17 protein-coding genes and 1 tRNA gene are annotated in these 21,875 nt (G+C 37.9%); 13 read left to right on the top strand and 5 right to left on the bottom strand.

Annotated features, from left to right (window positions below; all coding sequences use genetic code 11):
- Nucleotides 1–4 precede the first annotated feature (4 nt).
- Nucleotides 5–76 (bottom strand) — tRNA-Glu (locus tag HCJ30_RS11365).
- A gap of 334 nt (nt 77–410) precedes the next feature.
- Between HCJ30_RS11365 and kimA the strand changes: the two genes are divergently transcribed.
- The 3 genes from kimA (at nt 411) to HCJ30_RS11350 (ending at nt 4,171) form a co-directional block, all read left to right on the top strand.
- Nucleotides 411–2,234: a potassium transporter KimA gene (gene kimA, locus HCJ30_RS11360; protein WP_185392242.1), complete on the top strand. Its 1,824-nt coding sequence runs from the start codon at nt 411–413 to the stop codon at nt 2,232–2,234.
- 596 nt (nt 2,235–2,830) lie between these two features.
- On the top strand, nt 2,831–3,067 hold the full coding sequence (locus HCJ30_RS11355) for a hypothetical protein (RefSeq protein ID WP_185392241.1): 237 nt from the start codon (nt 2,831–2,833) through the stop codon (nt 3,065–3,067).
- 138 nt (nt 3,068–3,205) lie between these two features.
- Nucleotides 3,206–4,171 carry a LacI family DNA-binding transcriptional regulator gene (locus HCJ30_RS11350; protein ID WP_185392240.1) on the top strand — a complete coding sequence of 322 codons (966 nt, stop codon included), beginning with the start codon at nt 3,206–3,208 and terminating at the stop codon, nt 4,169–4,171.
- 36 nt (nt 4,172–4,207) lie between these two features.
- Here HCJ30_RS11350 and HCJ30_RS11345 read toward each other — a convergent pair whose 3' ends face one another.
- Nucleotides 4,208–4,843 carry a CPBP family intramembrane glutamic endopeptidase gene (locus HCJ30_RS11345; protein WP_185392239.1) on the bottom strand — a complete coding sequence of 212 codons (636 nt, stop codon included), beginning with the start codon at nt 4,841–4,843 and terminating at the stop codon, nt 4,208–4,210.
- A 247-nt stretch (nt 4,844–5,090) separates the two neighbouring features.
- Here HCJ30_RS11345 and HCJ30_RS11340 point away from each other — a divergent pair, with 247 nt between their 5' ends.
- The 9 genes from HCJ30_RS11340 to glmM all read left to right on the top strand — a co-directional run bounded on the left by HCJ30_RS11340 (nt 5,091) and on the right by glmM (nt 17,657).
- The gene (locus HCJ30_RS11340; protein ID WP_185392238.1) at nt 5,091–6,866 is read left to right on the top strand and encodes a glycoside hydrolase family 13 protein; all 1,776 of its coding nucleotides are present in this window, start codon (nt 5,091–5,093) and stop codon (nt 6,864–6,866) included.
- Nucleotides 6,867–7,080: 214 nt separating this feature from the next.
- Nucleotides 7,081–8,340, top strand: a complete 1,260-nt coding sequence (locus HCJ30_RS11335; RefSeq protein ID WP_185392237.1) for an extracellular solute-binding protein — start codon at nt 7,081–7,083, stop codon at nt 8,338–8,340.
- Nucleotides 8,341–8,428: 88 nt separating this feature from the next.
- Complete coding sequence (locus HCJ30_RS11330; protein ID WP_185392236.1) at nt 8,429–9,736, top strand: sugar ABC transporter permease; 1,308 nt, start codon at nt 8,429–8,431, stop codon at nt 9,734–9,736.
- Nucleotides 9,737–10,588 (top strand): sugar ABC transporter permease, encoded by an 852-nt coding sequence (locus tag HCJ30_RS11325; protein WP_003763416.1) that lies wholly within the window; start codon nt 9,737–9,739, stop codon nt 10,586–10,588.
- A gap of 27 nt (nt 10,589–10,615) precedes the next feature.
- Nucleotides 10,616–11,449 (top strand): DUF1189 domain-containing protein, encoded by an 834-nt coding sequence (locus HCJ30_RS11320; RefSeq protein WP_185392235.1) that lies wholly within the window; start codon nt 10,616–10,618, stop codon nt 11,447–11,449.
- Between the two features lie 15 nt (nt 11,450–11,464).
- The gene (gene mdxK / locus HCJ30_RS11315; protein ID WP_185392234.1) at nt 11,465–13,726 is read left to right on the top strand and encodes a maltose phosphorylase MdxK; all 2,262 of its coding nucleotides are present in this window, start codon (nt 11,465–11,467) and stop codon (nt 13,724–13,726) included.
- A gap of 174 nt (nt 13,727–13,900) precedes the next feature.
- Nucleotides 13,901–14,722 carry a diadenylate cyclase gene (gene dacA / locus HCJ30_RS11310; protein ID WP_003722380.1) on the top strand — a complete coding sequence of 274 codons (822 nt, stop codon included), beginning with the start codon at nt 13,901–13,903 and terminating at the stop codon, nt 14,720–14,722.
- Complete coding sequence (locus tag HCJ30_RS11305) at nt 14,722–16,065, top strand: CdaR family protein (RefSeq protein ID WP_185392250.1); 1,344 nt, start codon at nt 14,722–14,724, stop codon at nt 16,063–16,065. The genes dacA and HCJ30_RS11305 overlap by 1 nt, the downstream gene beginning before the upstream one ends.
- Before the next feature lie 239 nt (nt 16,066–16,304).
- A complete protein-coding gene (gene glmM / locus HCJ30_RS11300) occupies nt 16,305–17,657 on the top strand; it encodes a phosphoglucosamine mutase (protein ID WP_185392233.1) in 1,353 nt (450 codons plus the stop codon).
- Between the two features lie 34 nt (nt 17,658–17,691).
- On the opposite strand, the gene HCJ30_RS11295 is transcribed toward glmM, so the two are convergent.
- On the bottom strand, nt 17,692–18,153 hold the full coding sequence (locus tag HCJ30_RS11295) for a GNAT family N-acetyltransferase (RefSeq protein WP_185392232.1): 462 nt from the start codon (nt 18,151–18,153) through the stop codon (nt 17,692–17,694).
- A gap of 61 nt (nt 18,154–18,214) precedes the next feature.
- Here HCJ30_RS11295 and HCJ30_RS11290 point away from each other — a divergent pair, with 61 nt between their 5' ends.
- Nucleotides 18,215–19,039 (top strand): hypothetical protein, encoded by an 825-nt coding sequence (locus HCJ30_RS11290; protein ID WP_185392231.1) that lies wholly within the window; start codon nt 18,215–18,217, stop codon nt 19,037–19,039.
- 35 nt (nt 19,040–19,074) lie between these two features.
- Here HCJ30_RS11290 and HCJ30_RS11285 read toward each other — a convergent pair whose 3' ends face one another.
- Together HCJ30_RS11285 and HCJ30_RS11280 are read right to left on the bottom strand one after the other, a co-directional pair.
- The gene (locus tag HCJ30_RS11285) at nt 19,075–21,018 is read right to left on the bottom strand and encodes an ABC transporter permease (RefSeq protein WP_185392230.1); all 1,944 of its coding nucleotides are present in this window, start codon (nt 21,016–21,018) and stop codon (nt 19,075–19,077) included.
- On the bottom strand, nt 21,005–21,772 hold the full coding sequence (locus HCJ30_RS11280; protein WP_185392229.1) for an ABC transporter ATP-binding protein: 768 nt from the start codon (nt 21,770–21,772) through the stop codon (nt 21,005–21,007). The genes HCJ30_RS11285 and HCJ30_RS11280 overlap by 14 nt, the downstream gene beginning before the upstream one ends.
- Nucleotides 21,773–21,875 lie beyond the last annotated feature (103 nt).

Here is a 21,875-nt window from a genome sequence, read left to right as displayed (position 1 = left end):
AAAGTGACCCGTACGGGATTCGAACCCGTGTTACCGCCGTGAAAGGGCGGTGTCTTAACCGCTTGACCAACGGGCCATATGTATAAAAGTTTTTTACCGCTAGAAACTATTATATAAAAAAAGGTTATCATTTGTAAATACCCAAATTAAATTCTTTTTTTTCTGAAAATATAGCCAAGAAAAACGGGTTATTTATCTTATTAATGGGTATGTATATTGAAAGACGTATGAAATAAATTTTTAGTTGGAAAAGGTGCGAAAACAAGTATTATGAACAATTATTCACTCAGAAAATAATTAGGTGACTAAAATAATTTAATTTAGTATTACAATCTAAAATCAGCTGTGCTATAATGTGTCTGGTCATCTTGGAGTTAGCTAAAAATCAAATAAAAAAGGTAGGGAATACAATGGCTTCGCCGCTAAAAAGACTATTAATCGGCCGCCCTCTGAAAACATCAGAAGCTGGAGACCAAAAATTGGGGAAATTAAAAGCTTTAGCAGTTCTGTCATCAGATGCACTTTCTTCTATTGCGTATGGTACAGAACAAATCTTATTGGTACTCGTGACTGTTAGTGCTGCCGCAATGTGGTATTCATTACCAATCGCGCTCTGTGTACTTGTTCTTTTGTTTGCTCTTAATCTATCTTACAAACAAATTATTTACTCTTATCCACATGGTGGAGGAGCATATATTGTTTCGAGAGAGAATTTAGGGAATAATGCGGGGTTAATCGCAGGTGGATCCTTGCTAGTAGATTACATGCTTACGGTTGCTGTAAGTGTATCGTCTGGAACAGATGCCATTGTTTCTGCAGTTCCATCGTTATATCCGTTCGCAGTGCCCATAGCTGTACTGCTTGTTGTCGGAGTAACAATTATCAACCTTAGAGGGATTACTGAATCAGCTAGTTTGCTCGCAATACCAGTATATTTATTTGTTTTTTCTATTATTGCTCTTATTTTTACAGGTTTATTTAAAGTTTTAACTGGTATGGATGCAAGTCATGAAACTGCTGCAGTAGGAACACATGTACAAGGCGTTACGATTTTTCTTTTACTAAGAGCATTTGCATCAGGCTCGGCTTCTCTAACTGGTATTGAGGCTATTTCAAACGCAGTTCCATTATTTAAAGAACCACGACCAAAAAATGCAGCTAAAACATTAACGCTAATGGCGGGCTTGCTAGGTTTCTTCTTTGTAGGAATAACGGTACTTGCTTTTGTTTATGGAACGGTACCTGAATTAAAAGTAACTGTATTATCTCAAATTGCCGAAAATGTATTTGGTAGAAACTTCATGTTTTATTTTATTCAAGCTACAACAGCACTTATTTTGGTTTTAGCAGCCAACACCGGATTCTCGGCATTCCCAATGTTAGCATTTAACTTGGCGAAAGATAAATTTATGCCAAGAATGTATTTAGCTAGAGGAGATAGACTAGGTTATTCAAACGGTATTATTACCTTAGCAATCGGATCTATCTTACTAATTATTCTATTTAAAGGGAAAACAGAACTACTTATTCCGCTATATTCTGTCGGGGTATTTATACCATTCACACTGTCACAAACAGGAATGATTGTAAAATGGTGGAAACAGCGTCCAAAAGGGTGGAAAAAGGCATTATCCGCTAATTTACTTGGTGCCTCGATTTCATTCACCGTTCTGTTAGTGTTATTTTTAACGAGAATTGAATCTGTATGGCCGGTATTTATCTTTATGCCAATTATGATTTATGTGTTCCACCGGACAAGACATCATTACCGAAAAGTAGGGCCACAGCTTAGAATTGACGAAACAATGGACCTGCCTGATTTTAAAGGAAATGCCGTCATTATTTGTGTGTCTGATACCACCAAGGTTGTAGAAGGCGCATTGCAATATGCTAAGTCTATTGGTGATACGGTCATTGCTGTTCACATTTCTATTGATAAAAAGCAGGAGAAAGAATTTGTTGAGAGATGGAATAGGGTTCACCCGGAAGTGCGTATGGCTAATCTGTTCTCTCCGTATCGATCCATTTCAGATCCATTAATGAAATTTATTGACACGGCTAAGCAAAAAGCAGATCAAGACAATTACTCACTAACGGTATTAATACCACAATTTATCCCTAGAAAAGGTTGGCAAAACGTCCTTCATAACCAAACAAGCCTATTGATTCGCACAAGGCTTCTAATGAAAAGGGATGTCGTAGTGTCAACATACCCTTATCATTTAAAAGAATAACAAGAGAAAAACGGAAGAGACCTTCGGGGGAAGAGGGGGGAGCTCTTCCGTTTTTATAATGGAACAATGTAAGCATAACCGGTGTTTCATTATTTGTAAAAAGCCGAAATTGTGTTTTTGAAGTTAGTTTTCAGTAGAAAAAATGATTTTCACCTAAGCGAAAACCGAATTTTGAATCTGAGAAAAACCTCTAAAATCAAATTTTCTGAGCGAATAGAGTTTTTTACATGAATCGAAAATTTATTTATTACCTACAACAAGAGCACTGTATTTTGTATATGCTATAAATAATTAAGCAATTAACTTAGAACATAACGATATAAACAGTAATACTTATCTAATAAAATGAATAAATATAAGTTTAACGAAAAATAAGCAAAAGGACTTAATTAATGTTACAAAGTGGTAACAAATTTTTCTTTTTGATGAATTCATACTGAGTGGATTTCCCCTCTCTTTAGAAAGCGCTGTATAGAGCCATTTATCATTTTCAGAGCATGGTTTTAAAATCCGCCCAAGCCTTGAAAAAAGCCAGTTTTCGCGTTATAATTTCAGTAGTTGATGGGAGTTATTATTTTGGTAAAGGGGCGCTTTGAATGCAGGAGCAGGACGTTAGGTATTATGTACTACCTACTATTATTGTTTTTATATTAGGAATTGCTGCTATGAATGCATCTAGTTTTCCATTTATTAGTTTTCTAACAACTACGCTCGTTGCTGTTGTCATTGGAGTTATCATTGGCGGAATTCATCAATTAAGCAGAGTGATTATCAAAGCTTATCAACAAACAAAGGAGCGCAGAGTCTCCCAAAAAAAGTGGCAAACACTATAAAATGACTTATTACATAATCATAATAAACCAAGCATTTTCGGACTTTTAGAGAGAATGCTTTTTTTGTGGGTTAATTCTTATTTTTTTTTGCGTAAAAGATGGTACAATAAGGAAGATTATGAATGGAGGAGGTTGGAGATGGCGACTTTAGCAGATGTTGCGAAACGGGCAAATGTCTCCAAAATGACAGTTTCACGGGTTATTAATCATCCAGATCAAGTCTCAGATGAACTGAAAATGCTTGTTTATAGTGCAATGGAAGCCTTAGAGTACGTACCAAATTATGCTGCCAGGGCGCTTGTTCAAAATAGGACACAAGTCATAAAGTTTTTGATTTTAGAAGAAATTGATACAGTTGAACCATATTACATGAACTTACTAACAGGGATTAGTCGGGAGTTAGATAAGTATTATTATTCCTTGCAACTCGTTACACAAAGGTCCAGAAATATCGGAGCTTATGACGGGCTTATTGTTACGGGGATACGCGACAAAGATTATGATTTAGGACTTTTAGATATTGATAAACCAGTTATTTTTTATGGTGAAAATAAACGTGGCTACGATTCTATCGATGTAGATAATAAAAAAGGGACCGCGCTTGCAGCAGAGCATATGGTGGAAATCGGTTTTTCGCGAATTGTCTTTTTAGGAATTGATTTATTAGATGAACAGTTTATGAAATCGCGCCTAGAGGGTTACGAAGAAGTAGTGAAAAAACACGGTTTGGAGCCGGAAAGCTATTTTATTGCGAATAGTTCCAGCGTCGCGGAAGAAAAAGCATTTGAATTACTACGTTATAACTCAGAAAAAATTGCGATTGTTTGCGCATCGGACCGAATTGCCATTGGTGTCGTTCGAGCAGCCGCTGCTTTTGGTCGCCGTTTTGGTGAAAATATTGCTGTAACAGGGTTTGATGGTGTTTTCTTAGATAGAATTTCATCACCAAAAATTACAACGGTTCGTTCTCCGGTCGTCGAAATGGGGGAAGAACTCGCGAAGATGTTACTTGCGAAAATTAATGATCATGGAAAGCCTCAAGGAAACCTATTATTTACTCCTGAATTACTGATACGAGCCTCTACAACTGGAAAAGAAGAGTAATAAAAACGCTAGGAATCTTTATTCCTAGCGTCTTTTTTATTTGAGTAAAATCGGTAAAAATGCAATAAAATCAAAGATGAAGTGAACGATAAAAGTAACCCAAATCGAGTTTGTTTTCTTAAATAAGTAGTTTAAAATGAGTCTTGCTGGTGCTAACGTAATGATACATTGTAGGAAATTAAAATCATAGGAAGTTAGATGCCACGTTGCAAAAAGTAATGAGCAGATCAAGGAAGCTTGCCAGAATTTCCAGTTCCATTTTTTCCAAGCGGCGTAGAGTAAGCTAATAGATAGTAATTCTTCGCCGAGTAGCATAAATGGAATACTTGTAAAGACGTAAGACCATGTAAGAATACTGTTGATACCATTTTCAGTAGTACTGCCTGCGAAGTAAGCCCAGGCAATGTTGAAAATAGTGCTGATAATAATTAATGCAGGAGCACCAATAAGTATCCATTTGAAACTAAAATGTTTAAACCAATCGAGGAATTCTGCTTTCAATATGATAAAAGCAATAACCCCCATGCATAGGGCATTAAAAAATGCACCTATAAATTCTAACACTCCAATATTGGAAATGATGTGTGGCAAAAGAAGAAAAAGAACACCAATAATGATTGCGCTGGAAAATAACCAATACCCTTGTTTTTTAAAGCTTAAAGTATTTTCCATTATATCCTCCTTTTAGACCATTTTTAAGAGCATTTCAGTAGTCCATGAGTTATTATAGCTCTTTACTTTAAATCAGTAAAGTTACTAATTTGTCACTTTAAAGGAGGAGAGAGAATTGGTTTTCTTCTATAGTAAGTTTAAATAGCAGAAAAATCTTGTTACCGTTAACGAGCGAGAAAAGGTTGCAAACGCTTTAATGGAAATGCTAATTTGAAATAGAACGAAAGGTGATATAGGAGGAGAAAAAATGGAAAAAGCAGGGATTTATCATCAACCAGCGAGTAGCTATGCTTATAGTTATGACGCGAAAACACTACATATTCGGATTAGAACGAAACGCATGGATATTAGCGAGGTTACTCTAATTGCGGCCGACCCTTACTTATGGAACGATGGAAAATGGCAAAGCGAAGCATATCCGATGCGCAAAATTGCCGAAACTGAAGAGCATGATTATTGGTTTTTTGCGATTACGCCAGTGCACAGACGTCTTCAATATGGCTTTTTGTTAACGGATACAGAAGGCGAAACGACTTTTTACGGTGGACGCGGCTTTTTTGAACCGACAGAAGCAAATTTAGCTACGATGGATTATTATTTTAAATTCCCTTTTATACATGCTGTGGATACTTTCGAAGCGCCTGAATGGGTTGGGAAAACGATTTGGTATCAAATTTTCCCGGAACGTTTTGCAAATGGCAATCCGACAATTTCACCGGAAAATGCGTTGCCGTGGGGAAGTAAAGATCCGAGCACGACAGACTTTTTCGGCGGAGATATTGAAGGGATTATCGAGCATTTAGACTATTTAGTAGAACTTGGAATTAACGGGGTTTACTTGACGCCTGTGTTTGAAGCACCGACCAATCATAAATACGATACGGTTGATTACAAAAAAATTGATCCGCATTTTGGCGATAAAGAGACTTTTAGAAAATTGGTTCAAGAAGCGCATAAACGTGGCATTCGGATTATGTTAGATGCTGTATTTAACCATATTGGCGATACTTCTGCTGAGTGGCAAGATGTTGTTTTAAATGAAGAAAAATCAGCGTATCGCGATTGGTTCCATATTCATAGTTTCCCTGTTCGTCAAAATGAAAATGGCAATATTGAAGGGGAACCAACGCTTTCTTATGATACGTTTGCGTTCACGACACATATGCCGAAATTAAATACAGCTAACCCGGAAGTTCAAAAATATCTACTGGATATTGCAACCTACTGGATTCGCGAATTTGATATTGATGGCTGGCGCTTGGATGTCGCCAATGAAGTCGATCACGCGTTTTGGAAAGAATTTAAAAAAGCGGTTCAAGCGGAAAAAGAAGACATTTATATTCTCGGCGAAATTTGGCATGATTCGTGGATTTGGCTGCTTGGAGATGAATTCCATGCCGTAATGAACTATCCATTTACACAAACGATTATCGAGAACTTTATTGAAGAAAAAATCACGCCTGAACAAATGGTTTCAGGTATTAATGAACAATATATGCGCTATCCAAATCAAGTGAATGAAGTGATGTTCAATATGCTTGATAGCCATGATACGGCGCGCATTTTAACACGCGCTAATAACGATGAGGATAAAGTAAAACAGGCGCTTGCTTTCATGTTTGCGCACACTGGTTCGCCGTGTATTTATTACGGCACAGAAATCGGAATGGATGGCGGAAATGATCCAGGTTGCCGTAAATGTATGGAATGGGATGAAGCAAAACAAAACCAAGACATGCTAGCGTTTACGAAACAACTGATTGCGCTTCGAAAAGACAATCAGGCTATTATCACATCCGGTGAATTAACTTGGTTAAGCGCAAACAGCGAAACAGGCATCACCGCATTTACAAAAGAACTGAATGGTGAAAAACTGCATTTCCTTTTCAATCAAGCAAAACAAAATCAGGATTTCACAATTTTATTTAAAAATCCGGCGACAGATATTTGGAATAAGCAAGCCGTATCGGATAAGCTTACCATCCCAGCAAAAGGATTTCTTGTTATCAAAGAAAACAGTTAAATCAACTGCGTAAAGGAATTTTTCACATGTTTACCGAAAAAATGTTGTTATCGGTAACATGTGAAATCTCCTTGTAAACGCTTTCGGAATCAGCATATAATAAATGCATAGGTTAACCTAATTCACAAACTTTAAAAAAGAATTGAAAAAAGAAAGGGACTTATAAAATCAGACAGTAAAGAGCGACTTTTTTCATAAAGAGGAGGAAAAGTAAATGAAGCGTTTCAAAAAAGTGGGAATAGTTTCGGCGGTTTTAGTAATGGCTTTAAGCTTGGCAGCATGTGGTGGCGGAAAAGATACTAGCAAATCGGGCTCATCTGATGAAAAGACATTGACGGTTTCTGTTGACGCAGGCTACAAAGACTACGTGAACAAAATAAAAGGTGATTTTGAAAAAGACAATGACGTGAAAGTAAAAGTAGTCGAAAAAGACATGTTTGAAACATTAGAAGCTCTTCCACTTGACGGGCCCGCTGGAACTGCTCCAGACGTAATGATGTCCGCATTTGATAGAATCGGAAGCCTAGGTCAACAAGGACATTTGGCGGAAGTAAAACTAGGAAATAAAGACGATTACGATGAAAAAGACCAAAAACAAGTAACAATTGACGATAAAATTTACGGTGCTCCAGCTATTATTGAAACATTGGTACTTTACTACAATAAAGATTTACTCGACAAAGCCCCAGCAACTTTCAAAGATTTAGAAACGCTTTCCAAAGATTCTCGTTTTGCCTTCACTTCTGAAAAAGGAAAAAATACTGGTTTCTTAGCAAAATGGACTGATTTCTACTTCTCTTACGGACTACTTGCAGGATACGGCGGTTATGTATTCGGCGATGATGGTACAAATCCAAAAGATATCGGTTTAAACAATAAAGGTTCGGTTGAAGGAATTACTTATGCAACAAAATGGTTCCAAGATGTATGGCCAAAAGGTATGCAAGATAATAAGAGTGCAGATGACTTTATCCAAGATCAATTTGTTAAAGGTAAAGCAGCAGCAATCCTAGGAGGTCCTTGGTCAGCAGCAAACTACAAAGAAGCAAAAATCAATTACGGCGTAGCAAAAATCCCAACACTTGACAATGGTAAAGAATATTCTCCATTTGCAGGCGGTAAAGGTTGGGTTGTAAGTAACTATTCTAAAAACAAAGATGTTGCACAAAAATGGTTGGATTATGTGACTAACCAAAAAAATCAAGAAACTTTATACGATATGACAAATGAAGTACCGGCTAACTTAAAAGCTCGTGATACAGCGAAATCGAAAAATGACGAATTAACTAATGCCGTTATCGAACAATACAAAAATGCACAACCAATGCCAAATATTCCAGAAATGTCAGAAGTTTGGACTGGCGCTGAAAACTTAATGTTTGATGCAGCTTCTGGTTCGAAAACACCGCAACAATCAGCGGACGATGCAGTAAAAGTAATTGAAGATAACGTAACGCAAAAATATACTAAGTAATCATGAGTTGGCGGGGCAAAGATAGCGCGCCCCGCCAATTTTTTTCAACTTAGCTAGTGAATCTATATCTAGAATTGAGGGTAACAAAATGAAACTAGAACAAAAACAAATTAAAAATGTTCGTCAAGCGACTTTGTTATCAATCATTCCGGGGCTTGGTCAATTTTATAATAAGCAAAATTTTAAAGGGATTGTCTTTTTCGCACTATTTGCTTTGTTTATCATAGAATTTTTTGCAGTTGGGCTGAATGCACTTATTGGCCTCGTGACACTTGGCTCTGTGCCGGGTGTGGACCATTCCTTATTCTTAATGATTGAGGGTACTTTACAATTAATTGTGACATTACTATTTATAGGCTTCTGGTTTATAAATATTTTCGATGCAAGACGCGTGGCGATGCAGTGGAACCTCGGTGAAACTGTTAACCGTTCCGCGATTGCTATTATAAAAAATATGCTCGACAAAGGTTTCCCTTATTTACTTACGCTACCCGCTTACCTAGTGATGACTTTTGTAATTATTTTCCCAGTTCTTGTCACGCTTTTCATGGCATTTACGAACTATGATTTTTACCATATTCCGCCAGCGAATTTAATTGACTGGGTTGGATTTAAGAACTTCTTTAATATTTTCTTCCTAAGTTCGTATCGCGACACATTCCTTAGCGTATTTTCGTGGACACTCGTTTGGACAATCTGTGCGACTTCTTTACAAATTGTCGTTGGGGTATTCACGGCGATTGTTGCGAACCAAAGCTTTATTAAAGGGAAACGTCTTTTCGGGGTCGTTTTCTTACTTCCTTGGGCGGTACCAGCTTTTATTACAATCATGAGTTTTTCCAATATGTTCAACGATAGTATCGGAGCGATTAATTCGCAAGTTATCCCGCTACTAAACCATCTTCCGTTTGTTGATATTAATGCGATTGCTTGGAAAACAGATCCTTTCTGGACAAAAGTGGCGCTGATTGGTATCCAAGGTTGGCTTGGTTTTCCGTATATTTACGTTATGGTTACAGGGGTACTTCAAGCGATCCCGGGTGAACTTTATGAAGCAGCTAGAATTGATGGAGCGAGCGCGATTCAACGTTTCCGTAAAATTACGCTGCCGATGATTTTATTTGTAACAGCGCCGGTATTTATTACGCAATATACCTTTAACTTTAATAACTTTTCGATTATCTACTTATTCAATGAAGGTGGTCCCGGAAGTGTCGGAGCAGGCGCAGGATCAACTGATATCTTAATTTCATGGATTTATAAATTAACAACAGGTACTTCGCCACAATACGCTGTAGCCGCTGCTGTGACGCTTCTTATTTCGATTATCGTTATTACAGTTTCGATGATTGCCTTTAAGAAAACGAATGCCTTTGGGAACGAGGAGATGATGTAAATGAGAGACTTTATGAAAGATCAACGGACAACAAAGTTTTTAACACAGTTTTTCACGTATTTATTTTTAACCGTGCTTACGATTATTATTTTGTATCCGATTCTAATAACTGCATCTTCAGCCTTCAAACCAGGCAATATCGCGGCATTTACGCTTGAGTGGTCGGATAGTTGGACGCTGAATAACTTTACGAGATTATTTAATGAAACATTGTATCTTGATTGGTACAAAAATACGCTGATTATCGCGGTTGTAACGATGATTATGCAAGTAACGATTGTGACACTTGCCGGTTATACATATAGCCGTTACCGTTTCAAAGGTCGTAAAAATAGCTTGGTGTTTTTCTTAATTATTCAAATGGTGCCAACAATGGCGGCGCTAACAGCATTTTACGTATTAGCAATGCTACTAGGTGCGCTGGACCAATATTGGTTCTTAACATTGATTTACATCGGCGGCGGGATTCCAATGAATACATGGCTGATGAAAGGGTACTTTGATACCGTGCCACGTGATTTGGATGAATCCGCCAAACTAGACGGCGCAGGACATTTCCGGATTTTCGCGCAAATTATCTTGCCGCTAGTAAGACCGATGATTGCCGTTCAAGCTCTTTGGGCGTTCATGGGACCATTTGGTGATTTCTTACTTGCAAAATTCCTACTAAGAACACCAGAAAACTTAACAATTGCGGTTGGTCTTCAAACATTCATCGCCAACCCACAACAACAAAAAGTAGCCTTATTCGCAGCGGGCGCAATCTTAGCCGCGCTACCAATTTGTTTACTATTCTTCTTCTTACAAAAGAACTTTGTTTCCGGCCTAACTGCTGGTGGAACAAAAGGATAATTGATTTTTAAAAAGGCTGTGATATCAATGAAAAAAGTTCCGTTTATCATTCAATATGTAAAAAGTACGCTTGGACCAACAGCAATTTTTGAAGGTCGGAAAGTACTGAAATTCTGGCAAATGGTCATCGTGTTTATTTTCTTAAATGCGCTGCTGTTATTACCTGTATCCGCTCATTTTGCCAACCAGTCGAGCTTTGATTTACCGAGTTTAATGCCAAAAATGGCGACGCTTGGCACGGATCAGTTGGCGGCAGAGGTGGGGGATTTGACACTTGAAAATGGCGAACTAACCGATAAAAATGCGCATATCGTCGAAAAATCGGCGAATGGTGTGGCGGGTGTGAATTTAACGCAAGCAGAACTGGCCAACGCTAAAAATATCATTAACTTCAAAGACCGGGAAATGACGCTGATAGATGCGAGTGGCTACAATTTCGAAGTAAGCTATCCGAAAAACGCAACGTTAAGCGAAATTACGTCCGGAGAATCGCTCGTTGATTGGATTTCTGCGCAGTGGTACCTAGAAAACCAAGCGTTTGTTTTCTTATCAATGGTGCTAATGATTGGCTCAATTATTTTCGTTAGTTCATTAATGTTAGCTGTATTCACGACGCTTTTCATTTGGATGACAAAACGGAGCAGTTTTTCAAGCATTGCTTCTTTTAAAGAATCATTAAATTTAACGCTAAATGCACTGGGGATTCCGGTGATTGCGGCTTGTATTATCGGCTTTATCTACTTTGATATTACGATTATTATGGCCGTAGAATCGCTTGGAATGGTGTTAATGATAGCATGGACATTTTTAAAGACAAGATTTTATAAGACTAGTGAAAAAAGTATGGCTGCTAGTCGCTAATTAGGAGGTTTTAGTATGGCACAGAAGCAATTATTTGAAATCGAACCATGGACATTACGGACAACCAAACTAGATAAAGAAAATAAACGTTTGCAAGAAAGCCTAACTTCACTCGGTAATGGATACATGGGGATGCGCGGGAATTTTGAAGAAGGATACTCCGGCGACGGCCATATTGGAACTTATTATGCAGGCGTATGGTTTCCCGATAAAACACGCGTTGGTTGGTGGAAAAATGGCTACCCAGATTATTTCGGTAAAGTCATCAACGGCCTTAATTTTATCGGCATTGAAGTACGTCTTGACGGTGAAAAACTCGATTTATTTGTAGATGAAGTAAGCGATTTTGAACTAGAATTAGATATGGAAAAAGGCGTTTTAAGACGACGATTCACGGTCGTTAAAAATAGTAAAACTTTCCAAATTTCAGCGGAACGTTTTCTAAGTGTTGCAACGAAAGAACTAGCGGTTATTCGCTATCACGTGCAATCCGAAAGTCCAGCAAAAGTGGAATTAACATCTACTTTAAATGGTAACGTCCAAAATGAAGATGCCAACTATGAAGAAATGTTCTGGCAAGAAGTCGAAAAAAATTCATCAGCGAGTCGCGGCTCACTTGTAACTAAAACAATCCCAAATAACTTTGGTACACCACGCTTCACCGTTTCAGCAGTAATGGAAAATAAGACCAATGCGGCAAATGAAACAAATCAAACAAAAGCCCTTTACGCCGAAAATTACTACCAATTCGACTTACAAGTAAATGAAGTGGCACAAATGGAAAAACGCGTAGTTATCACAACTTCTCGTGATTTTGAAGAAGCGGAAATTTTACCAGCGGGAGAAGCGATTTTAAATAGTTTAGAAACATTGTCTTATGAAGAGTTACTAGCCGCCCATGTTGCAGGATGGCGCGAACGCTGGGACAAAGCCGATGTCGAGATTGCGGGAGACGATTCCGCCCAACAAGGCATCCGTTTTAACATTTTCCAATTATTTGCGACTTATTACGGCGAAGATGCAAGATTAAACATTGGCCCTAAAGGCTTCACGGGTGAAAAATATGGCGGCGCAACCTACTGGGATACCGAAGCATTTGCCTTACCAATGTATTTATCGCTGACTGATAAATCGGTGAGCCGTAACTTACTAAAATATCGTCACAATCAATTAGATGGCGCGAAAATTAATGCACAGAAAATCGGCTTAGGCGGCGCACTTTACCCAATGGTTACTTTTACCGGAGTCGAATGTCATAATGAGTGGGAAATTACCTTTGAAGAAATTCACCGCAATGGCGCGATTGCTTATGCGATTTACAATTACACAAATTACACTGGCGATGATTCGTATTTAAAAACAGACGGTATCGAAGTATTAACCGAAATCACTCGTTTCTGGGCCGACCGCGTGCATTTATCCGATCGCTTAGATAAATACATGATTCACGGTGTCACTGGGCCAAACGAATACGATAATAACGTCAGCAATAACTGGTATACAAATTATATTGCCGCTTGGACAATCCGTTATACGCTCGAAAACTTGGACGCAGAAACGAAAAAACGTCTAGGCGTGACCGAGTATGAAGTCGCTAAATGGGAAGACATCGAACACAGAATGTATTATCCTTTTGATGAAAAATGGCAGATTTTTGTGCAACACGATACCTTTTTAGATAAAGAGTTACGTTCGACCGATACATTAAAAGCAGAAGATATGCCAATCAATCAAAACTGGTCGTGGGACAAAATTTTACGTTCTTGCTTCATTAAACAAGCCGATGTATTGCAAGGTTTATATTTGTTTTATGATGACTTTGACTTTGATACAAAACAACGCAATTTTGAATTCTATGAGCCGCTAACGGTACATGAATCTAGTTTATCACCGGCTGTGCATGCGGTATTAGCGGCAGAACTTGGCAAATATGATAAAGCAGTAGAACTTTATCAGCGGACGGCGCGACTGGATCTTGATAATATTAACAACGATACGGATGACGGTTTGCATATTACCTCGATGGCCGGAAGCTGGTTATCGATAGTCCAAGGTTTTGCTGGGATGCGCGTAACAGCGGGTGAGTTAAGCTTTGCGCCATTTTTACCGACTGGTTGGGATAATTATCGTTTTAAAATCAATTTCCGCGATCGCTTATTAGAAGTAAAAGTGGAAGTTGGACAAGTGACAGTGAAATTATGCCACGGAGAGCCAATTGATTTAGAAATGTATAAGAAAAAATATTTGCTGGAAACGGCTGTAACAGTAGAAATGTAACGACAATAGGACTTGTTGAAAACGATAACAACCGTTTTCAACAAGTTTTTTCTTTAACAAATCTTTCTAATTTTTGGCGGGATGATTGCTTTTTCCACCTGCACTCTTATGCTATAATAAAGAAAGTGAACCATGTGATCATAAATGGTTTACAAGAGGCACGGAGGTGAAGTGATGGATTTTTCCAATATGTCGATATTGCATTATCTAGCAAATATTGTAGATATTCTTGTCGTATGGTTTGTAATTTATAAAGTGATCATGTTAATCCGAGGTACAAAAGCAGTACAATTATTAAAAGGCATTTTTATTATCATTGCAGTCAAACTATTAAGCGGATTTTTTGGTCTCCAAACAGTTGAATGGATTACGGATCAGATGCTTACTTGGGGATTCCTTGCAATTATAATTATCTTCCAACCGGAATTACGCCGTGCTTTAGAAACGCTTGGACGAGGGAATATTTTTACTCGTTACGGATCAAGAATCGAGCGCGAACAGCACCATTTAATTGAGTCTATCGAAAAATCTACCCAGTACATGGCGAAACGTCGTATTGGCGCATTGATTTCAGTAGCACGTGACACTGGGATGGATGATTATATTGAAACAGGTATTCCGCTAAATGCAAAAATTTCTTCTCAATTATTAATTAATATTTTTATTCCTAATACACCGCTTCATGATGGAGCTGTTATCATTAAAGGAAACGAAATTGCATCGGCAGCAAGTTATTTACCACTTTCAGATAGCCCGTTCTTATCCAAAGAACTTGGAACGCGTCACCGGGCTGCACTTGGAATTAGTGAAGTGACAGACAGTATTACCATCGTAGTTTCCGAAGAGACAGGCGGAATTTCCCTTACTAAAGGTGGAGAACTTTTCCGTGATGTTTCAGAAGAAGAGTTACATAAAATTCTTCTTAAAGAGCTAGTCACAGTAACTGCAAAGAAACCTTCTATCTTTTCTAAATGGAAAGGAGGCAAAAGCGAATGATGGATCGAATTTTAAATAATAAATGGTCGATTCGGATTATAGCCCTAGTTCTTGCAGCCATCCTTTTTACATCGGTTAACGCTAATAACAATAATGCCACGTCCTTTTCGACAACTGCTTCAAGTGATTCAGAAGTCATTGAGAACGTCCCTGTCAAAGTATATTATGATAAAACTAATTTATACATTTCAGGAATTCCAGAAACCGTGACCGTTACGCTTTCTGGCCCACGTAGTATCGTTCAATCTGCTAAAGCACAGCAAGACTTTACCGTTTACGCAGATTTGAAAAATGCATCGATTGGGACACAAGAAGTAAAACTACAAGTAAAAGATGTATCTGACCGTTTGAAAGTAAAAGTAAATCCAGCGACCGTGACAGTTAACGTACAAGAAAAAGTCACGAAAAAATTCTCTGTAGATGTAGAACTAAGTAAATCAGTTGTTGCAGACGGATACCAAGCTGGAACACCGATAATCGACCCTAAAAAAGTCTCGATTACTGGTGCCAAAGATACGATTGAACAAATTGCTTACGTCAAAGCAACACTCGAAAATGATGGCAAACATAAATCCGAATTTACCGATAAAGCAACCGTCTCTGTTTTTGACAGCAATTTGAATAAACTAGACGTGGAGGTAAATCCGCAAGAAGTGGAAGTAACCGTCCCAGTTGAAAAAGTTGGGAAGTCCGTTCCAGTCAAAATTAAGCAAGAAGGCACGCCAGAAAGTGATATTGAAATTTCTAGCATGACACCAGATAAATCAGAAGTAGTAGTCGTTGGTGACGATGCGGTCCTTGAAAAAATCAAAGAAATCGAAATTCCAATTGATGTTTCTAAAATAAAAGCAGATACCGTCAAAGAAGTGACTGTTCCCGTTCCAACTGGTGCGAAATCAGTCCAACCAGCGACGATAGAGGTGAAGATTAAGACCGTAAAAAAGTCTGAAGCAAATAACACTACAACCTCAGATAACAATCAAGGTACAGATACAAGTGATGAAAACACAGATGATAATAGCACGAAAATTTCCAAGTCGTTTTCTAACATGCAAGTATATATGAGTGGCTTGAAAAATACATTCGATGCTCAGATGATTACACCTGCGAATGGAAAAGTTTCTGTAACAATCACCGGCGAGAAAAAAACAGTCGATGGAATTGCAGCGAAAGATCTAAGTGTTATTGCCAACTTGAGCAAAAGCAAAGCAGGAAATTATAGTATACCGCTAGAATTGAATGGTTTGCCAGACAATGTCGCTTATGTGATTAATCCTAGAAGGGCAGATTTTATCATTACGGATAAAGAAGCGTCCATTCAAGTACCTTCCAAAAAAACATAAACATAAGGAGTGTGGGGCGTATGTCTCATACTCCTCCTTTTTTAAGAAAGCTTTTTATACATAGAAGTGAGTGATAGCAACGTTTTAACATAGAGAGATGAAATTTTCTCTCAAAAAAGGTATAATAACAGATGTATGGTTGAGAATGAGCAAATATAGAACCAGCGTTTGAAAAGTAACTACGAAATGACAAACAAAAATCATTTAGATAATGAATGACTCAGAAGGAGAGTAATGAAATGGGTAAATATTTTGGTACGGATGGAGTTAGAGGTGTAGCAAACTCTGAATTAACACCAGAACTTGCATTCAGATTAGGTCGTATGGGTGGGTATGTTTTAACTCGTCACGTTGGTGAACATCCGCGTGTGCTTGTTGCTCGTGATACACGTATATCCGGAGAAATGCTTGAATCCGCTTTAATCGCAGGACTTGTTTCTGTAGGAATTGAAGTAATGCGTTTAGGTGTTATTTCCACTCCAGGTGTAGCTTATTTAACAAAAGCACAAGGAGCTTCTGCCAGCGTAATGATTTCTGCTAGCCATAATCCAGTGGACGATAACGGCATTAAATTCTTTGGCTCTGATGGTTTTAAACTGTCAGATGATCAAGAAGAAGAAATTGAACAACTTCTTGATACACCAGAAGATACATTACCACGTCCAAGCGGTGAAGGCCTAGGAACCGTGAGTGATTATTTTGAAGGTAAACAAAAATATATTCAGTACTTAAAACAAACAATCGAAAATGATTTTAATGGTTATCATATTGCATTAGATTGCGCTAACGGAGCAACTTCTGGACTAGCAACACATTTATTTGCTGATTTAGATGCCGATATTAGTTCAATGGGAGCTTCTCCTAATGGGCTAAATATCAATGACGGCGTTGGCTCTACTCATCCAGAAACACTAGCTGCATTCGTCCTAGATAAAAAAGCAGACGTTGGTTTAGCTTTTGATGGCGACGGCGACCGTGTTATTGCGATTGACGAAATTGGTCAAATTGTCGATGGAGATAAAATCATGTTCATTTGCGCGAAATACATGCGTGAACAAGGCTTATTAAATAACAACACAATTGTATCAACGGTTATGAGTAACTTAGGCTTCTACAAAGGCTTGAAAGAACTTGCCATTGAAGATGTACAAACGGCTGTTGGTGACCGTTACGTAGTGGAAGCAATGCGTGAAGGTAATTATAACCTTGGCGGCGAGCAATCTGGTCATATTATTTTCTTAGATCATAATACAACTGGTGACGGACTTCTTTCCGGAATCCAATTGATCAACGTAATGAAAGCAACTGGCAAAAAATTATCTGAGCTTGCGGCCGAAATGAAAACATTCCCGCAAAAATTAGAAAATATCCGTGTAAGTGATAAAAATCATGTAACGGATAATCCAAAAGTAAGTAAAGTAATCGGTGAAGTAGAAGCGGAAATGGCTGGAAATGGTCGAGTTCTTGTTCGTCCTTCTGGTACAGAACCACTAGTACGCGTGATGGTAGAAGCTGCTTCCCAAGAAGAAACAGACGAATATTGTGAACGTATTTCAGCGGTTGTTCGTTCAGAAATGGCACTTAACGATTAAAACAACAAACAAAAAATCCTGATGATCAACGTCATCAGGATTTTATTTCTTTTGTTAGCATAATCTGATCAAGACAAGCGATACCATTTTCGATAATGGTTTGACCTGGATAATGTTCTACAAAATAATTCGGAATAATTTGCTGCATCCGAAAGCCATTTTTTTGATAAAAAGCAAGTTGGTCGATACTGGAATTGCCAGTTTTAACGATGATTTCTGAAAAATGATTTTGAATGGCATAATCAAAAGCTTTTTCGAGTAATTGTTTGCCAATACCTTGGTTGCGGTGCTCAGCGGAAACAGCAATATTCATAATTTCGAGTTGGTTCGCACTTAGTGGAAATAAACAAACGACGCCGATTATTTTAGTCGCATGCACTAATTGGATTACATGCGATTTGTCGAAGTATGTCGCAATTTGTTTTCCACTAGGATCAGCCTCTAACAATAGATGGAGTGGGACTGGTTGGCTTTTATCCCAGATGGTCCAGTTCATTTTAATCACCTCATTGTTAGGTTAACATGGCAAGACATAAATAGGAAGGGAAGTGGGCGAATTGCCTAGTAAATGGAGAGGAATATGTGGTAGTTTGCTGGTGGCACTTGGCGTTACGCAGCTATATAGTTTTACAAGTGCCGTTATTGGTTACTTTACTGCCGAAGAAAATAGTTTTGTATTTGTATGGAATTATTGGATGTTATTATTATTTGGTTTAGGACTTTTTATTGTTGGATTTATTTTTATGAGAAAAGAACGTTTTCGTCTCATTAGCATTATTTTCGTAGCTTGCTTTATTTTATTCCAAGCGTTTTCGGTTTATTATTATCAGCTGCGAATTTTAGCAAAATTAGAATATGCGCAGCCGTTTGAATGGTCTGGGACGTTATTATGTATAGCGGGCGTTTTGGTGTTGATTGCACTGCTTGTTGGACCTAAGTTTCAAGTGAAAGAAGTAACAACAGATCAAGCTTGGAAAACAAAATGGCGTTATGCTGCTGGGCTTTTCTCGCTTCTTGGTGCAGCAACTTCGATTTATGCAGCGGTAACGATTTTTAAACAACTGCATTCAGATAATATCAAACAAGGTTATTTATTTACGACGGCATTAGATGGTTACTTTGCTTGTTTTATGGCTGTCGTGTTTCTTTTGGTGGCAGTGCTTGCTTGGCGTAAAGTTTCATATCTACTCATCGGTGTTTTGATGGGTGCGGCATTTATTTTGCTTACTAATTATTTATCGGTAAATAGTTGGATTGATTTTGCCAAAGAAAATTTAGCAATCACATTTGGTAGTAATGAACGACAAGTGTTTGGTATGCAGTTTCTAATGGGGGCATCTGCTTTTATCTCTAGCATTTTTGCTTACATTGCGAAAAAATAAGTAGAACCCTCTAATCAAGTTAGAGGGTTCTTTTTTTATTGTTTTTTACCGAATACGATATTGGTATAACTATTCAAAGTAACAAAATAGTAGATGATATACATAAGCGTGTAAATTCCAGTAGAAATTATAACTGGTAAAGTGAGATTTAATTCTAACATATGCGATAAGCCGAGTAGTGCGAAACTACTGTGGGCAATACCGATTACTAGCGGGATTAAGAATACGACTAGTAATTGTTTTGCTAGGATTTTGCGGATATCTTTACGAGTAAGTCCGATTTTTTTCAAGATATCAAATGTGCCGATATCATTATAAGCTTCCGTTAGCTGCTTGAAGTAAATAATACTTCCGGTTGCGGCTAAGAATACAAAACCGATGAACATACCAATGAATAGAAGTACACCTGTAACCGTGATGATATCTTGATACGTATGCGTGTAAGATGTGAAATCTGTATCTTTTGGAATAACAGAACGCATTTTTTTATCTAGGTCTTGTGCTTGTTTTGGATCTTTAATCAAGATAGATTCAACGCCGTGAGCTTTGATAGTGGAATCTGCCGCTATTTGTTTGACTTGGCTATCAGGAAGAACGAGCAAGCCTGCGACACTACTGATTGGTGAATTTTGGACAACGGATTTAATTTTAACTGTTGGTTTATTTGATGAAGCAAGTGTATATCTTTCGCCAATCATTTCTTTTTGTGCTTCTTCATTGTAGGTAACGGATAACACCATTTGTGCTTCGTTTTCTTTTAGTTTTACTGCATTTTCTGGTTCGCCCTGACCTTTCACTAGTCCATTGTAATCAGACTCAGAAATAACGGGGAAACCTTCATTTATATCATATTCGACAAAGTCAGGACGATTACCTTCTGCTTTAACGATATAATACTTACTTTCTTGTTTAAACTCAACTGGATGATCTGGATCGCTTTCTGCTGTTTCGAGAATTTTTTTGTTCGTTTCGCTATTGTTAGGTATGACATATTCAAAGCTAGACGGGGCGGCAGTATTGGCGGAGTTATTCGCTTGATAGTAAATACTGCTTATCGTACCTATAGCAGAAAGGGTAGTTGCACTTAAAATAGAAATAATAATGAGCGTTTTCGCATTGGATGAAATTCTAAATGTTAATTGTGAGGTAGAAATAATATTGCTACCTTTGTAAAAAATTCGTTTGTTATTTCTAAGTTTATTAAGCAAGTACGGCAAGAAGAAGGTAATAAAAAGAGCAGTACCAACGATTACCGAAGCTAAAATAACTAAAGCGCCGATCGAAAAGCCAAGTTGCGCCCAGATGGAACCTTTGGAATCAAGCGGCTGTCCAGCGATTACATAACCGAGACCGATTAATAGGACGGAAAGTAGCGCCAAGATAAAAGAAGGTTTTGGGCTTTTTTCGCGTTTTGCTTCCGAGTGGAACAATTCAAGTAACGTCGTGCGGTAAATAATACGATAACCAGAAAATGATGTAAATAGCGTGATGATGATAAAGACAATACTTGTTTGAACGACAGCTCCCCATGAAAAGGCAAAACCACCGATATTATCGATATTGATAAGGTTAAGTAAAATCGTTACGAAAATTTTGGAAAGTAGTGTACCGGCAAGAATACCGATAACTAATGCACCAAGTCCCATCAGGAAATTTTCATAAAATAACATACGACCAATTTCTTTTTTACGAAGACCGAGTAAAGAGTAAAGTCCGATTTCTTTTTTTCGTTTTCGTGTGAAGAAGTTGTTGGAATAAAGGATGAAAATCGCTACAAAAATAAGTAAAATGACAGAGGAGCTGGAAAATGCAGTCGATAGTTTGGCTGATTGGTCAATTCTTGCGACAACAGCTGGATCTTTAGAAAGTACTAGGAACGTGAAGTAAATCATGATACTAAAAATCATTGATGCAAAGTATAGAAAGTAGTGGACGAAATTATGTCGAATATTTTTCTTGGCTAAATCAAATAACGTCATCTGTGTCGCCCCCCAGTTTTGCAAGGACATCTAGAATTTTTTGGAAGAACTCCTTACGTGTTTTGTTACCACGATAAATCTCCGTATATAATTCGCCATCTTTGATAAATAATATTCGCTTACAGAAACTTGCAGCAAAGGCATCGTGCGTTACCATCATGATTGTCGCTTTATCTTGTTCATTTAAGTCGCGTAGGCTTTCAAGTAAGTTTGTTGCGGATTTGGAATCAAGTGCACCAGTTGGCTCATCGGCGAAAATCAAACTTGGAGAGGTAATGATTGCTCGTGATGCGGCCGTACGTTGTTTTTGACCTCCTGAAATTTCGCTTGGGTATTTGTCCAGAATATCGGTAATCCCAAATTTAGTACTAATTGTTGCTAATTTTGCTTCCATTTCTTTAACAGGGCGTTTAGCTAGTGCAAGTGGAAGGATAATATTTTCACGAATCGTTAGTGTATCTAGTAAGTTGTAGTCTTGGAAAATAAAACCTAGTTTATCACGGCGGAAAGTAGACATTTGTTGTTCATTCATGTTTTCAAGTTCTTGTCCGGAAATTCTAATCTCACCAGAAGTCGGCTTATCAATAGTAGATAAGACATTCAAAAGCGTCGATTTACCCGCACCAGAAGGACCCATAATTCCTGTGAATTCGCCTTCTTTAATATCAATACTGATATTTTCTAGTGCAGTGTAGACATTTCCTTTACTGCCATATATTTTTCTCACATTTTTTGCTTGTAAAACTGTCTCCATTATTTTCTCTCCTTATAAAACTAGATTCGTTACTATCTACCATTCTAACGTCTATAAAGAGTTGGTTCCATCGTATCAAATGACAATTAGCAAGGATATCCTT

The sequence above is a fragment of the Listeria cossartiae subsp. cossartiae genome, from assembly GCF_014224155.1.
GTDB classification, from domain to species: domain Bacteria; phylum Bacillota; class Bacilli; order Lactobacillales; family Listeriaceae; genus Listeria; species Listeria cossartiae.
Note: the sequence above shows the minus strand (reverse complement) of the source record. Positions and strands in the feature narration are given on the sequence as shown.

Bases quoted from the DNA above. Each gene is read 5' to 3' on its own strand.
- HCJ30_RS11340 (WP_185392238.1), top strand. From the start codon at position 5,091: ATGGAAAAAGCAGGGATTTATCATCAACCAGCGAGTAGCTATGCTTAT.
- HCJ30_RS11355 (WP_185392241.1), top strand. From the start codon at position 2,831: ATGCAGGAGCAGGACGTTAGGTATTATGTACTACCTACTATTATTGTT.
- HCJ30_RS11325 (WP_003763416.1), top strand. From the start codon at position 9,737: ATGAGAGACTTTATGAAAGATCAACGGACAACAAAGTTTTTAACACAG.
- HCJ30_RS11285 (WP_185392230.1), bottom strand. From the start codon at position 21,018: ATGACGTTATTTGATTTAGCCAAGAAAAATATTCGACATAATTTCGTC.
- glmM (WP_185392233.1), top strand. From the start codon at position 16,305: ATGGGTAAATATTTTGGTACGGATGGAGTTAGAGGTGTAGCAAACTCT.
- HCJ30_RS11350 (WP_185392240.1), top strand. From the start codon at position 3,206: ATGGCGACTTTAGCAGATGTTGCGAAACGGGCAAATGTCTCCAAAATG.
- HCJ30_RS11295 (WP_185392232.1), bottom strand. From the start codon at position 18,153: ATGAACTGGACCATCTGGGATAAAAGCCAACCAGTCCCACTCCATCTA.
- HCJ30_RS11320 (WP_185392235.1), top strand. From the start codon at position 10,616: ATGAAAAAAGTTCCGTTTATCATTCAATATGTAAAAAGTACGCTTGGA.
- kimA (WP_185392242.1), top strand. From the start codon at position 411: ATGGCTTCGCCGCTAAAAAGACTATTAATCGGCCGCCCTCTGAAAACA.
- HCJ30_RS11335 (WP_185392237.1), top strand. From the start codon at position 7,081: ATGAAGCGTTTCAAAAAAGTGGGAATAGTTTCGGCGGTTTTAGTAATG.
- HCJ30_RS11330 (WP_185392236.1), top strand. From the start codon at position 8,429: ATGAAACTAGAACAAAAACAAATTAAAAATGTTCGTCAAGCGACTTTG.
- dacA (WP_003722380.1), top strand. From the start codon at position 13,901: ATGGATTTTTCCAATATGTCGATATTGCATTATCTAGCAAATATTGTA.
- HCJ30_RS11305 (WP_185392250.1), top strand. From the start codon at position 14,722: ATGGATCGAATTTTAAATAATAAATGGTCGATTCGGATTATAGCCCTA.
- HCJ30_RS11280 (WP_185392229.1), bottom strand. From the start codon at position 21,772: ATGGAGACAGTTTTACAAGCAAAAAATGTGAGAAAAATATATGGCAGT.
- HCJ30_RS11345 (WP_185392239.1), bottom strand. From the start codon at position 4,843: ATGGAAAATACTTTAAGCTTTAAAAAACAAGGGTATTGGTTATTTTCC.
- mdxK (WP_185392234.1), top strand. From the start codon at position 11,465: ATGGCACAGAAGCAATTATTTGAAATCGAACCATGGACATTACGGACA.